At 67.6% G+C, this 12,726-nt stretch carries 10 protein-coding genes; 5 read left to right on the forward strand and 5 right to left on the reverse strand.

Going from position 1 to position 12,726, the window contains the following annotated elements:
- Positions 1 to 118: 118 nt before the first annotated feature.
- Positions 119 to 1,879 (forward strand): class I adenylate-forming enzyme family protein, encoded by a 1,761-nt coding sequence (locus tag CHB69_RS07220; protein WP_089215335.1) that lies wholly within the window; start codon positions 119 to 121, stop codon positions 1,877 to 1,879.
- Between the two features lie 131 nt (positions 1,880 to 2,010).
- Entirely contained in the window at positions 2,011 to 3,765 is a 1,755-nt protein-coding gene (locus CHB69_RS07225) for a GGDEF domain-containing protein (RefSeq protein WP_089215528.1), read from the forward strand.
- A gap of 10 nt (positions 3,766 to 3,775) precedes the next feature.
- Here CHB69_RS07225 and CHB69_RS07230 read toward each other — a convergent pair whose 3' ends face one another.
- The 3 genes from CHB69_RS07230 to CHB69_RS07240 all read right to left on the reverse strand — a co-directional run bounded on the left by CHB69_RS07230 (position 3,776) and on the right by CHB69_RS07240 (position 6,778).
- Positions 3,776 to 4,504 carry a hypothetical protein gene (locus CHB69_RS07230; RefSeq protein WP_245836610.1) on the reverse strand — a complete coding sequence of 243 codons (729 nt, stop codon included), beginning with the start codon at positions 4,502 to 4,504 and terminating at the stop codon, positions 3,776 to 3,778.
- 14 nt (positions 4,505 to 4,518) lie between these two features.
- On the reverse strand, positions 4,519 to 5,724 hold the full coding sequence (locus tag CHB69_RS07235; protein WP_089215337.1) for a toxic anion resistance protein: 1,206 nt from the start codon (positions 5,722 to 5,724) through the stop codon (positions 4,519 to 4,521).
- Between the two features lie 103 nt (positions 5,725 to 5,827).
- Entirely contained in the window at positions 5,828 to 6,778 is a 951-nt protein-coding gene (locus tag CHB69_RS07240; RefSeq protein ID WP_089215338.1) for a bile acid:sodium symporter family protein, read from the reverse strand.
- Between the two features lie 64 nt (positions 6,779 to 6,842).
- Between CHB69_RS07240 and CHB69_RS07245 the strand changes: the two genes are divergently transcribed.
- Positions 6,843 to 7,499, forward strand: coding sequence for a 5'-methylthioadenosine/S-adenosylhomocysteine nucleosidase family protein (locus CHB69_RS07245; RefSeq protein ID WP_089215339.1), 657 nt, complete (start codon positions 6,843 to 6,845; stop codon positions 7,497 to 7,499).
- Here the strand turns inward: CHB69_RS07245 and CHB69_RS07250 are convergent, their stop codons facing one another.
- Positions 7,500 to 8,507, reverse strand: coding sequence for a cytochrome d ubiquinol oxidase subunit II (locus tag CHB69_RS07250; protein WP_089215340.1), 1,008 nt, complete (start codon positions 8,505 to 8,507; stop codon positions 7,500 to 7,502).
- The gene (locus tag CHB69_RS07255) at positions 8,504 to 9,892 is read right to left on the reverse strand and encodes a cytochrome ubiquinol oxidase subunit I (RefSeq protein ID WP_089215341.1); all 1,389 of its coding nucleotides are present in this window, start codon (positions 9,890 to 9,892) and stop codon (positions 8,504 to 8,506) included. The genes CHB69_RS07250 and CHB69_RS07255 overlap by 4 nt, the downstream gene beginning before the upstream one ends.
- A gap of 193 nt (positions 9,893 to 10,085) precedes the next feature.
- On the opposite strand from CHB69_RS07255, the gene typA reads away from it, so the two are divergent.
- Positions 10,086 to 11,918: a translational GTPase TypA gene (gene typA, locus CHB69_RS07260; protein ID WP_089215342.1), complete on the forward strand. Its 1,833-nt coding sequence runs from the start codon at positions 10,086 to 10,088 to the stop codon at positions 11,916 to 11,918.
- Between the two features lie 258 nt (positions 11,919 to 12,176).
- Positions 12,177 to 12,722: a pseudouridine synthase gene (locus CHB69_RS07265; protein WP_089215343.1), complete on the forward strand. Its 546-nt coding sequence runs from the start codon at positions 12,177 to 12,179 to the stop codon at positions 12,720 to 12,722.
- Positions 12,723 to 12,726 lie beyond the last annotated feature (4 nt).

A 12,726-nucleotide genomic window follows, 5' to 3' on the forward strand; every position in this document is an offset into this window, starting at 1 on the left:
TTGCCGTAGCGTCGCGTGGCGCGCCGCCATCATCATCTTGTCGAGCGCCGCGCGCGACCCTAACCTTGCTGCGGAATCCGCCGTGCGAGCGGCGCAAGAACGAGGATGGGAGAGCGGTATGAGCGCCAATGATCCGGCAGGCGAAGCGGTGGTGCCGCTCGATCCGGCATGGCCGAAAATGTCACTTGCGGAGGCGACCGCGCTGCTCACCGCGCCCGGCGCCAGGTTCGAGATGGAGACCGTCGAGATTCGCGGTGTCCCCACGCGCGTCTGGAAAAATGCGCCGTCCGATCTCGGCGCACTCCTCGATCTCTCGCGCACCCATGGCGAGCGGCCCTTCACGATCCTCGACGATGAGCGCGTGAGCTATGAAGCCAACTGGCGCGCCACCGCGACGCTTGCACATGCGCTCAAGGCGATGGGAGTGGCGAAGGGCGACCGCGTTGCCTTTGCGATGCGCAACCTGCCCGAATGGCCGATGGTCTTTTTCGCGATCACCACTTTGGGCGCGATCGCGGTGCCGCTCAATGCGTGGTGGACGGGCGCCGAACTCAGCTATGGCATCGCCGATTCGGGCGCGAAGATCGTCATCGTCGACGGCGAGCGTTATGTGCGGCTGCGCGAGCATCGCGGCGAGCTGCCCCTGGTCGAGCAGTGGATCGTCGCGCGCGGCGACGGGGAGGCGGGAACGCTCGCACTCGAAACCCTTGCCGGAGCACCGCCGAGCTGGAGCGCCTTGGCCGACACTGATCGCCCGCGCGCCGATATCGACAGCGATGATGCCGCGACGATTTTCTACACCAGCGGCACGACCGGCCAGCCCAAGGGGGCGCTCGGGACGCACCGCAATCTGATGTCGAACATCCTCTCGGGCGGCTTTTCGGCGGCGCGCAGCTTTCTGCGCCGCGGCGAGCCGGTGCCCGAGCCGCAGCCGCGAACGACGCTGACCGTCATTCCGATGTTCCACGTTACCGCCTGTTCGGCGAGCCTGATGGGCGCGATGGCGGCGGGGCACACGACGATTTTCATGCGCAAATGGGACGCAGTCGAGGCGATGGAGATCATCGAGCGCGAAAAGGTCAATGTCACCGGCGGGGTGCCGACGATCGCCTGGCAGCTGATCGAGCATCCTGACCGGGCCAAATACGACCTCTCGTCGCTCGAGGCGATCGCTTATGGCGGCGCGCCCTCGGCACCCGAGCTGGTCAAGCGCATTTACGAGGAATTCGGCGCGCTGCCCGGCAACGGCTGGGGGATGACCGAAACGATGGCGACGGTGACCTCGCACTCGTCGGAGGATTATCTGAACCGCCCGACGAGCGCCGGGCCGCCGGTCGCGGTCGCCGACCTCGAAATCCGTGCCGACGACGGCGTGACGGTGCTGCCGACGGGTAGCGTCGGCGAGCTGTGGGCGCGCGGGCCGATGATCGTGAAGGGCTATTGGAACAAGGCGCAAGCCACCGCCGAAACCTTCGTCGATGGCTGGGTGCGCACCGGCGACCTTGCGCGGCTCGATGCGGAAGGGTTTCTCTACATCGTCGACCGCGCCAAGGACATGGTGCTGCGCGGCGGCGAGAATATCTATTCGTCCGAGGTCGAGAATGCGCTCTATGAGCATCCCGCAGTGACCGACTGCGCGATCGTCGGCATTCCGCACCGCACGCTCGGCGAGGAACCCGCGGCGGTCGTGCATCTCGCGCCCGGTATGAACGCGACCGAAGCCGAACTGCAGGACTGGGTGCGCGCGCGGCTCGCGGCGTTCAAGGTGCCGGTCGCGATCCGCTTCGTCGCCGACACGCTGCCGCGCAACGCCAATGGCAAGATATTGAAGAAGGATTTGAAAACGCTGTTCGCCGATCGCGAGGCCGCCGCCGCCTGATCTCGCGGCCCGCGCGCCTTTGCCTGTCCGGCCGATACCGAAGGAGCCCCGATGCCGGGTGACTGACGTCACACCGGTTTTCCGTTTGACCGGTAAAGATATCCAAAGATATTCCGGGCATGGGGGACTTCATGACCTTTGCGCAAAGCCATTCGGTGCGACGATGGGGCGCGATGCTGTTCGCGCTCGCCTGCGTCATCGCGGCGTGCGTGGCGCGTCCCGCCGGCGCGATGCCGCTGCGCGACGATGCGGTCTTTTGCCATGCGGAAACCAGCCTGTCTGTTGCCGATGGAGAACTGACATCGCTTGCGTTTTCCTGCGGCGACGAGCCCGTCGGCTATCAGCGCGCAAGCCTGTGGTTGCGCGCGTCGATCGACCGCTTGCCCGGCGTTCAGGCGCAGGCGATCGCGGTCCGCTATACGCGCTTCGAGCGGCTCGCGGTCGCCTTCGTCTATGCCGACGGCGCCGTTCGCTGGCAGCGGGTCCGGCGCGGCGATTATGGCGCGCACTGGCGGGTCGGCGGCCAGCTTCTCTTCGAAGCGCCCGACCGTAGCGCGCCATTGGTCGCGGTGGCGATGCGGTTCGACCGGCTCACCGACCATAGCCTGTTGCACCCGCGCCTGATCTCCGCGGACGAGGCGGGGCTGCAGGCCGCGGGCATGGCGGCGATGATCGGAGCGTCGCTGACCTTGCTGCTCGTCAGCGGCATCTACAGCCTGTCCCTCGCCGTCGCGGCGCGGTGCCAATATCTCGTCTGGCAGGCCGCCTGGTCGGGCGTGATGATCGTCTGGGGGGCGCTCTGGTCACAGATCCATCTTGCGATTCTGCCGGCGGCGGCGGGGACCCCTTCTGCGCGGGCGGCGACGCTGCTCGCCTGCCTCGCGATCGCAGTCGCCACCGCAAGCGCCGTGACGGCGATCGGCCGCGATCATATTTCGCGCGGGTTGCAGAGCGCGACACTGGTTTTGGGGTTCGGCATCGGGCTCGCCGGCATTCCGCTGGCACTCACGCAAAGCGGCGACCTCGGCCTCTGGGGGCAGATTCTGGGCGTCGCGATCATCGTCGATCTGCTTGCGGTCGCACTCTGCCTCGGCAGGGGCTGGCGGCGCGGTTCGGTCGAAGCGCGCGACTTCGCGCTGGCGTGGGGCCTGCCTATGGCGATGCTCGCGCTGGTGCATGTCGTCGATGTCGAAGACGGCTTCTGGGGCGCAGGATCGAAGCTGCCCGTGCTCGTCGCGGCAACCTGGCAGGCGCTATGGCTCTCGGCCGCGGCGACGCGTCGGCTGTCGCACCTGCGCGTCGAACGCGACCATGCACGGGCCGCCGAAGCGCATGCGCAGGCGCTCGCGCGGCGCGACCCGCTGACCGGCCTCGCCAACCGGCGTGGCTTCGTCGAGCGCGTCACGCCGCTGCTCGCCGAGGCGCGCGCCGGCGATCTGCCCGCCGCGCTGCTGCTCGTCGACATCGACCGCTTCAAATCGGTGAACGACGGCCACGGGCACGAGGTCGGCGACGAAGTGCTTTGCCGCATCGCGCGCCGGATCGACCGCTGGGAAGGGCCGATGTGTACCGTCGCGCGGCTCGGCGGCGAGGAGTTCGGACTGCTGACGGTGGGAATGGAGGGGATCATGCTCGACCGCTTCGCCGAAAGCATCCGGCGCGAGATTGCTGCCTGCGATCATCGCGACATCATCGGAGACCGTCGCGTGACCGCGAGCGTCGGCGTCGCCGAGGCGAAACCCGCGGTCGATTTCCAGCAGCTCTATCGCTTCGCCGATGCGGCGCTTTACGAAGCGAAGCGCGCCGGACGCGACCGCGTCGATGTCCAGCGCTACGGCCGCGGCGGCAACGGCCCGCCCGATCGCGACGTCGCCCTTCTGAACTGACCGAAGGGCCTCAGGAGGTTGGCGCCGCCCCGTCGTCGCTCTCCAGCCCTTCATATTTGAGCTGGAGATAGCGCTCGCGCGTCGCGAGCTTGTCGATCTCGCCCGCGGCGAGGCTGCGCGCCGCGTCGCCGATCTCGCGCTCGAGCATCCTGAGTCCGCCGAGCAGCGTGTCGTCGGGGGTGCGTCCGCCGTGCGCTTCGCCGCGCAGTCCCGCCGGGATGCGCTGGTAGCCCGCGACGAGTTCGGGCAGGTCCTCGCCGACGAGCTTGCGGATATTCGCGGCGGCCGGAGTCGCGGCGTCGAGCGTCTGGAGCTGCGGCGCGAGCAGGTCGAGCTGGACGCCGATCCCGTCGACGAGCTGGCGCGCCGGGGCGGGGAGTGCGGGGCGCTGCGCCTCGAGCCAGATTTCGGTGCGCCCCGCGAGCTGCCTGAGGTCGGCCTTCGGCAGGTCGGCCTGACGCGGCTCGGGGAAGGGCGGCCATTTGCCGAACAGCACCGCGACACCGATCAGCAGCAAGGTGACCGCCATCACCCCCGTGAAGCCGAGCGGCTGGATCACCGCGCCGAAGATCGCCGCCGCGATCAGCACCGCGCCGCCGGCCATGAACATCCGGCCGATCTTCTTGAACAGATGCTGGCGTCGCAGCGCGAGGCTCTTGGTGCCGATCGGACGCCGCCGCTCGCGCGACCGTTCGATCGCGGCGCTGCCGAGCATGATCGTCTGGTCGGTCTCGCTCATCGCCATTGTCCGCCTCAGCCTTCGAGTGCGGCGAGCGGGCTCGCTTCGCCGCCGACGCTTGCCTGCGCCTGCGCTGCGCCCTCGGCGCGCGCGATATAGCCCTTCGACTTCGCAACCTCGCCCTCGAGCGCGCCAACGGTCGTCTTCATCGTGTCGAGCGCCTTGAGCTTGAAGCTGTCGATCGCGTCCATCGTGTCATAGATATTCTGGAAAGCGCGGCTCAGCGTCTCCATCGGGATCGTGCTCGACGCCGCCTGTTCGTGGATGCGCGCGGTGTTGTCCTTGAGCATCTTCGACGTGCCGTCGATGATGTTCGCCGTCGTCGTGTTCAATGCGGTGATCTGTTCGAGCACCAGCTTCTGGTTGGTCATCGCCTGCGCGACGGTGATCGCGGTCTTGAGCGCGCCCACCGTGGTGGTCGAGGCGCGGTCGACGCCCTTCACCAGCTCGACATTATTCTTTTTGACAAGGTCGAGCGCGAGATAGCCCTGCACCGTCACCGCCATTTGGGTGAGCAGGTCCTGCGTGCGCTGGCGCGCATAGAAGAGCGCGTTTTCGCGCAGAATCTTTGCCTTGGCGGGATCGGTGCCGTCGAGTTCGATCGCCTTCGCCTCGAGCCGTTCGTCGAGCGTCTTGGCGATATGCACCATCTGCTCGAGCTTGCCCATCGATTCCCACATCTTGCGCCGCTCGACGTCGATCGCGGCATTGTCCATCAAAAGCTCGTCCTTGCCGTTGGCGAGCGCGGTCAGGATGCCGCTGATATGCGTCTGGGCGCTGCGGTACTGCGCGAAATAATTGCTGATCTTGCTGCCGAAAATCTTGTCGAGCAGGCCGCGTTTCGACAGCAGCTTGCCATTCGCCGACGGGTCGAGCCGCTCGACGGTCGAGCGCAGTTCGATCAGATTCTGGCCGATGTCGTTGTCGCGCTCCATCGCCTTGACCGGGCGGTCGAGGAAGCGGTTCGAATGGCTCGCCGCGTCGAGCATTTCCTTGCGGCCCATATTGGTGATCTGGTCGACGCGCTTGCCGAATTCGGGGGAGTTTTCATCCTGCGCGACGAGGTCGTCGATGAAGCCGTCGACCCGCTCCTCGAGTTTCGATTTCTGCTCGGCCGACAGCGGCACGAGCCCTGCGGCCTTTTCGGGGGCGAGGGGGTTCAGCGGCTCGGGCGGGGTCAGCTTCAGCTCGTCGGTTGCGGTCGCCGTCTGTTCGCTCATGTCTTTCCTTCCAACCCCTTGCCCTGGGTCCTTCTGCCTATATGGCATGCGGACCTGTGTTATTCAAGCACTACACCGCATTGCGCACGCGCCGGCCGTGCCGCTAGTCATCGCTCAACGCCGGCGCGATCCACGCCGACAGGATCAGCTGCGCCATATGATAGACGAGGATCGGCAGCAGCACCATGCCGGCCGTCGCGGACGGAAAGAGCGTCGCGGCGAGCGGCGCGCCGACCGCGAGGCTCTTTTGCGCGCCCGAGAAGAGCAGCGTGATGCGATCGGCGCGAGCGAGCGCCAGCAGGCGCCCGAGCATCCAGGCGCCGCCGAACGCGAGCGCGAGCAGGATCGCCACCGCGCCGAAGACGATCGCGATCTCGCGCGCGTCGAGCAGGTGCCAGATGCCGCCGACGACCGCCGCCGAAAAGGCGACATAGACCGCGGTGGCGATCGCGCTGCGATCCATCAGCGTGGCGAGGCCGCGATGCGCGACGACCCATGGGCGCAGCCAGCGCTGGACGAGCTGACCGGCGATGAAGGGCAGGAGCAGGATGGCGACGATGCGCAGCGCCGCCGCGCCGTGGATTTCGCCGGCGCTGCCCGCGAGCAGCGCGAACAGCAAGGGCGAGAGGATCACACCGGCAAGGTTGAGCAGCGCCGCCGCGACGACGCTCGCGGCGACATTGCCGCCCGCCATCGAACTCGCCGCGGTCGCCGATTGCACCGTCGAGGGCAGGATGCCGAGAAAGAGAAAGCCGAGCGCGAGCGTTGCCGGCAGGAAGAGGGCGGCGAGCGCGTGCGCACATGCACCGAGCAGCGCCATCGCGCCGAAGCAGAAGGCGAAGGCGCCGCCCTGCAGCTTCCAGTTGCGGATGCCGTGAAGAACCTCGTCGCGCGGCAGGCGCACGCCGTTGAGGAAGAAGAGCAGCACGATCGCGGCGGTCGAAATGCCCTGCGCGACGGGAACGGCGGCTCCGCGCACCGGCAGCAGGCTGGCGAGCAGGATCGTCGCGAGCAGCACGGGGACGAAACGGTCGGGAAAGAGGCGCGCGAGCATCGAATGCAGCGATGGCGCGCACTTCGCGGCTTGGCAAGCGGCGAAGGGACGATAGAGAGACGCCATGGCCGCCATCCTGATCCTCGCCGCGCTCCCCGAAGAGGCCGATGCCCTGTTCCCCGGTGCGGGTGCGCGCGAGGACGGCGTCTTCGCCCTCCGCCGGCTTGCCGCACACGGTCACGCCGTCGCGATTGCGGTCTGCGGGCTCGGTAAGGTCAATGCGGGGCTCGCCGCGGGGCTGCTGGGCGACGACGCCGGCCTCTTGCTGATGAGCGGCACCTGCGGCGCGCTCGGCGGGACCGCGCCCGGCGCCTATTGGATCGCCCAGGCGGTGCAGCATGATTATGGCGCGGTGCATCCGGGCCTCTTTCGCCGCTATCGCGCCGGCGACTGGCCGATGGGCGATGCGGGCGAAGCGCATTTCGCGGCGATGCCCGATCCCGGGCTCGGGCTGCCCCACGCGCGCATCGCGAGCGGCGACAGCTTCGTCGCCTGCCCCGACGCCGCCGCCGACCTTGCGGCGAACCTCGGCGCGACGCTGGTCGACATGGAGGTGGGCGCGGTAGCGCAAGCCGCCGCGCGGCTCGGCAAGCCTTGGGGCGCGATCAAGGCAGTCACCGACGAAGCCAACGGCAAGAGCGGCGGCGATTTCCAGGCGAACCTGGAGCGCGCGGCGCGGCTTGCGGCGGTCCAGGTCGAACGGCTGATCGAACGGATCTGACTATTCGTAGCTGAGATGCGTCGCCTTGCCGCGGAAAATCCAGTGGGCGAGGATCGAATAGCCGAGGATCACCGGCAACACGACGAGCGCGCCGACGAGAATGATCGTCAGCGATTCGGGCGCCGCCGCTGCCTGCCAGATGTCGAGCCGGTCGGCGATCAGATAGGGATAGAAGCTATAGGCGATGCCGACGAAGCCGAGCGCGAACAGAATTCCCGCGGTCGCGAGCGGCACCCACGACAGTGCGTCCCCTTCGCGCAAAGGGCGGCGCAGGAAGATCGCGAGACCGACGAACAGCGTCGCCGCGGCGATCGGGATCGGCAGCAGCGCAATGATTTCGGGAAGGTGGAACCAGCGGTCGAAGATGCGCGTCGACAGCAGCGGTGTCGCGATCGAAATGACCGCCATCGCGAGCGCGGTCGCCCACAGCGTAACCTGGGCCCAGCGCACGGCGCGTTTCTGAAGCTCGCCTTCGACCTTGTAGACCAGCCAGCAGGCGCCGACGAACAGATAGCCCGCGACGAGGCCGAGCGCGGCGAGCAGGCAGAAGAGCACCGACGCAAGGCTCTGGTCGAAGCCAAGGACATAGGCGCCGAGCATATAGCCCTGGCACAGAGCGGCGAGCAGCGAGCCTGCGAAGAAGGCGTCGTCCCAGCGCTGCCTGTGGCCGGGCGCAGCCTTGGCTCGAAACTCGAAGGATACGCCGCGCAGGATCAGCGCGATCAGCATCAGCGCGACGGGCAGGTAGAGCTGGGTCAGGATCAGTCCGTGCGCGACCGGGAAGGCGACGAGCAGCAGCCCGATGCCGAGCACCAGCCAGGTCTCGTTCGCGTCCCAGAAAGGCCCGATCGAGGCGATCATCAGGTCGCGATTCGCCCCCGTCTCGAGCCGCGTCAGCATGCCGACGCCAAGGTCGTAGCCATCGAGGATGACATAAAGGAGGATCGCGAGGCCCATCAGCCCGGCAAAGATCACGGGCAGCCACCAGGGGTCGAACAAGGGCGTCATGCGGCGGGGTCCTCGAGCGGTTCGGCGGGGCCTTGCGCGACGCCGGGAAGCGGAAACATCGGCTTGCCGCCGGGGGCGCGGCGGCCGAGCCCGGCGAGGCGATAGAGCACCGCGACATAGGCGGTGAGCAGCACGGCATAGACCGCCAGATAGAGCGCGAGCGAGGTGGTCACCATCGCGGAGCCCGTCGGGCCGACCGCGTCGGCGGTGCGCAGCACCCCGGTGACGAGCCACGGCTGACGCCCGATCTCGGTCACATACCAGCCCGCGAGCGTCGCGAGCCAGCCCGCGAAGGTCATGGCGACGAGGCCGCGCGCATAGCAGCGCGGCAGCCCGTCGACCCCGCGCCGCCGGATCAGCCACGCGCCGCTCCACGCGACCAGGAGCATGAGCACGCCGAGCCCGACCATCAGGCGAAAGCCCCAGAAGATCGGCGCGACCGGGGGATGATTGCCCGCATAGTCGTTGAGCCCGGGAACGACGCCTTCGGCATGGTGCTTGAGGATCAGGCTTGCGCCCGACGGAATCCCGATCTCGGCATGGTTGGTGCGCGCCGCCTCGTCGGGGAGCGCAAAGAGCAGAAGCGGCGCATTGGGCTGGGTTTCCCAATTGGCTTCCATCGCCGCGACCTTTTGCGGCTGGTGCGCAAGCGTGTTGAGCCCGTGCTGGTCGCCGACGAAAATTTGCACCGGGATCAGGATCGCAGCCGCATAGACCGCAGCCTTCAGCGTCCGCCGCACGCCTTCGCCGCCGCCGTCCTTCAGCCAGCGCCACGCGCTCATCCCGGCGATCAGGAAGGCGACGGTCAGCGCCGAGGCGAGCAGCATGTGGGCCAGGCGATAGGGCATCGAGGGGTTGAAGACGATCGCCCACCAGTCGGTCGCATGGACGACGCCGCCCCGAATCTCAAACCCCGCCGGAGTCTGCATCCAGCTGTTCAGGGCGATGATCCAGAAGGCCGAGAGCGTCGTGCCCCCTGCAACGAGGACCGTCGCCAGCGTGTGCACCCAATTGGGCACGCGGCTGAAACCGAACAGCATGATGCCGAGGAAAACCGCCTCGAGGAAGAAAGCGGTGAGCACTTCATAGGCGAGCAGGGGGCCGGCGACATTGCCGACGCGTTCCATATAGCCCGGCCAGTTGGTCCCGAACTGAAAGCTCATCGTGATGCCCGAGACGACACCCATCGCGAAGCTCAGCGCGAAGACCTTCACCCACAGGCGATAGGCGTCCATCCACGCGGCATCGCCGCTGCGGTTATAGGCGAGCTTGAAGCCGAGCAGCGCCCAGCCGAGCGCGATCGTGATCGTCGGGAAAAGGATATGGAAGCTGATGTTCGCGGCGAACTGGATGCGCGCGAGCATCAGCGGGTCGAGTCCGTCCATCGCTGTCGTCCCCTGTCGTCAGATCGCATCCATTCCTTAGCACAAGGCGCGCCGCGGGCGAACTTGGACAAATCGCCCGAGGGCCAAGCGGGCCCGCCGGCAATTTTGTTGCGGCGCAGCGGCGCTTCTGTTAGGGGCGCGGCCGATTGCGGCGCCTGTTGCGCCGCTGTGCTCCCAAAAGGCCGAAACCCGCATGTCTCTGCGCAATATCGCCATCATCGCGCACGTCGATCATGGCAAGACCACCCTCGTCGACCAGCTCTTCCGCCAGTCGGGCACCTTCCGCGAAAACCAGCGCGTCGAAGAAAGAGCGATGGATTCCAATGACTTGGAGAAAGAGCGCGGGATCACCATCCTCGCCAAATGCACCAGCGTCGAGTGGGGCGAGGGCGACCTGGCGACGCGGATCAACATCGTCGACACGCCGGGCCACGCCGACTTCGGCGCCGAGGTCGAGCGCATCCTGTCGATGGTCGATGGCGTCATCCTGCTCGTCGACGCCGCCGAAGGTCCGATGCCGCAGACCAAGTTCGTCACCGGCAAGGCGCTCGCGCTCGGCCTGAAGCCGATCGTCGTCGTCAACAAGATCGACCGCAGCGACGCCCGCCCCGCCGAAGTGCTCGACGAGGTGTTCGAGCTGTTCCTCACCCTCGACGCGAGCGACGAACAGCTCGATTTTCCCATACTTTACGCCTCGGGCCGCGCGGGCTTCGCCTCGCCCGATCCGGAGGCGCGCGAAGGCGACCTGACGCCGCTGTTCGAGACGATCGTGAATCATGTCCCGACCCCCGGCCTCGACGAGAGCGGCCCCTTCACCTTCCTCGCGACGCTGCTCGACCGCGACAATTTCATCGGCCGCGTGCTGACGGGCCGCGTCCAGTCGGGGACGGTCAAGGTCAACCAGCCGATCCATGCGATCGACATGGACGGCAAGGTCATCGAGACCGGCCGCGCATCGAAGCTGCTCGCCTTTCGCGGGCTCGACCGCGTTCCCGTCGAGGAAGCCCGCGCGGGCGACATCGTCGCGATCGCGGGGCTGACCAATGCGACCGTTGCGAACACCATCGCCGACACGAGCGTCAGCGAACCGATCGCCGCGCAGCCGATCGACCCGCCGACGCTGTCGATGCGCTTCGCGGTCAATGATTCGCCGATGGCGGGGCGCGAGGGCAGCAAGGTGACGAGCCGCATGATCCGCGACCGCCTGCTCCGCGAGGCCGAAACCAACGTCGCGATCCGCATCACCGAAAGCGCCGACAAGGACAGCTTCGAGGTCGCGGGCCGCGGCGAGTTGCAGCTCGGGGTGCTGATCGAAACGATGCGCCGCGAGGGCTTCGAACTCGGGATCAGCCGCCCGCGCGTGCTGTTCCAGACCGACGAGAGCGGTCAGCGCACCGAACCCTATGAAACCGTCGTCATCGACGTCGACGACGAACATTCGGGCACGGTCGTCGAGAAGATGCAGATCCGCAAGGCCGAACTCACCGACATGCGCCCCTCGGGCGGCGGCAAGACGCGCATCACCTTCAGCGGGCCGAGCCGCGGCCTGATCGGCTATCATGGCGAATTCCTGTCCGACACGCGCGGCACCGGGATCATGAACCGGTTGTTCGAGAAATATGGCCCCTACAAGGGCGCGATCGAGGGCCGCAAGAATGGCGTCCTCATCTCGAACGGCGCGGGCGAAGCGGTCGCCTATGCGCTCGGCCCCCTGGAAGAGCGCGGCATCCTCTTCGTTTCGCCCGGCGAGGCGCTTTATGAAGGGATGATCATCGGCGAGAATGCGAAGCCCGAGGACCTCGAGGTCAACCCGATGAAGTCGAAGCAGCTCACCAACTTCCGCTCGACGGGCAAGGACGACGCGATCCGCCTGACGCCGCCGCGCCGCATGACGCTCGAACAGGCGATCGCCTATATCGACGACGACGAGATGGTCGAGGTGACCCCCGCGAACATCCGGCTGCGCAAGGCGATCCTCGACCCGCACGAGCGCAAGAAGGCGTCGCGGAAGAAAGAGGCGGCGTAACTTCGCCCTGAAAGATGCGGTGTGCCCCCGCGAAGGCGGGGGCCCATCACCGGATGGTGCAAAATGGCACCGGCAGGAGATGGATCCCCGCCTTCGCGGGGATACACGATCAGGGAGAAACGGCGGCGCTTGAACCTCGCCGGCGCGTGGCGCATTAAGGCTTCGCGTCAGCGGCGGGGAGTCGTCCGCCGCTCCGGTCCGATGCACGTCTGTCCTCCGCATCGGTTGGCGCGCCTTCACCCTGTGGAAGCCTGACCCGTGGCCCGCCTGATCCTCTTCAACAAGCCCTACGGCGCGCTGTCGCAATTCACCGACCGCGGCAGCGAGACCGCGCGCGCGACGCTGTCGGACTATATCGACGTGCCGGGGGTCTATCCCGCCGGACGGCTCGACCGCGACAGCGAAGGCCTGCTGATCCTGACCGACGACGGCGCGTTGCAGGCGCGCATTTCGTCGCCGCGGCACAAGATGCCCAAAACCTATCTGGTGCAGGTCGAGGGTGAGCCGGGCGCCGCGGCGCTCGCCGCGCTGCGCGCCGGCGTCGAGCTGAAAGACGGCCGCACCCGCCCCGCGCAGGCCCGCCGCATCGACCCGCCTGCCCTGTGGGATCGCGACCCGCCGGTGCGATACCGCAAGAGCGTGCCCGACGCATGGCTCGAACTCACCATCACTGAAGGCCGCAACCGCCAGGTCCGCCGGATGACCGCCGCGGTGGGGTTTCCGACCCTGCGGCTGGTGCGGTGGCGGATCGGGGCGTGGGAGATTGGGGATTTGGGGCTGGGGGCGTGGCGGGAGGTTGGTTGACGAT

It is taken from the genome of Sphingopyxis indica, assembly GCF_900188185.1.
GTDB lineage: Bacteria > Pseudomonadota > Alphaproteobacteria > Sphingomonadales > Sphingomonadaceae > Sphingopyxis > Sphingopyxis indica.

Bases quoted from the DNA above. Each gene is read 5' to 3' on its own strand.
- CHB69_RS07220 (WP_089215335.1), top strand. From the start codon at position 119: ATGAGCGCCAATGATCCGGCAGGCGAAGCGGTGGTGCCGCTCGATCCG.
- CHB69_RS07225 (WP_089215528.1), top strand. From the start codon at position 2,011: ATGACCTTTGCGCAAAGCCATTCGGTGCGACGATGGGGCGCGATGCTG.
- CHB69_RS07230 (WP_245836610.1), bottom strand. From the start codon at position 4,504: ATGAGCGAGACCGACCAGACGATCATGCTCGGCAGCGCCGCGATCGAA.
- CHB69_RS07235 (WP_089215337.1), bottom strand. From the start codon at position 5,724: ATGAGCGAACAGACGGCGACCGCAACCGACGAGCTGAAGCTGACCCCG.
- CHB69_RS07240 (WP_089215338.1), bottom strand. From the start codon at position 6,778: ATGCTCGCGCGCCTCTTTCCCGACCGTTTCGTCCCCGTGCTGCTCGCG.
- CHB69_RS07245 (WP_089215339.1), top strand. From the start codon at position 6,843: ATGGCCGCCATCCTGATCCTCGCCGCGCTCCCCGAAGAGGCCGATGCC.
- CHB69_RS07250 (WP_089215340.1), bottom strand. From the start codon at position 8,507: ATGACGCCCTTGTTCGACCCCTGGTGGCTGCCCGTGATCTTTGCCGGG.
- CHB69_RS07255 (WP_089215341.1), bottom strand. From the start codon at position 9,892: ATGGACGGACTCGACCCGCTGATGCTCGCGCGCATCCAGTTCGCCGCG.
- typA (WP_089215342.1), top strand. From the start codon at position 10,086: ATGTCTCTGCGCAATATCGCCATCATCGCGCACGTCGATCATGGCAAG.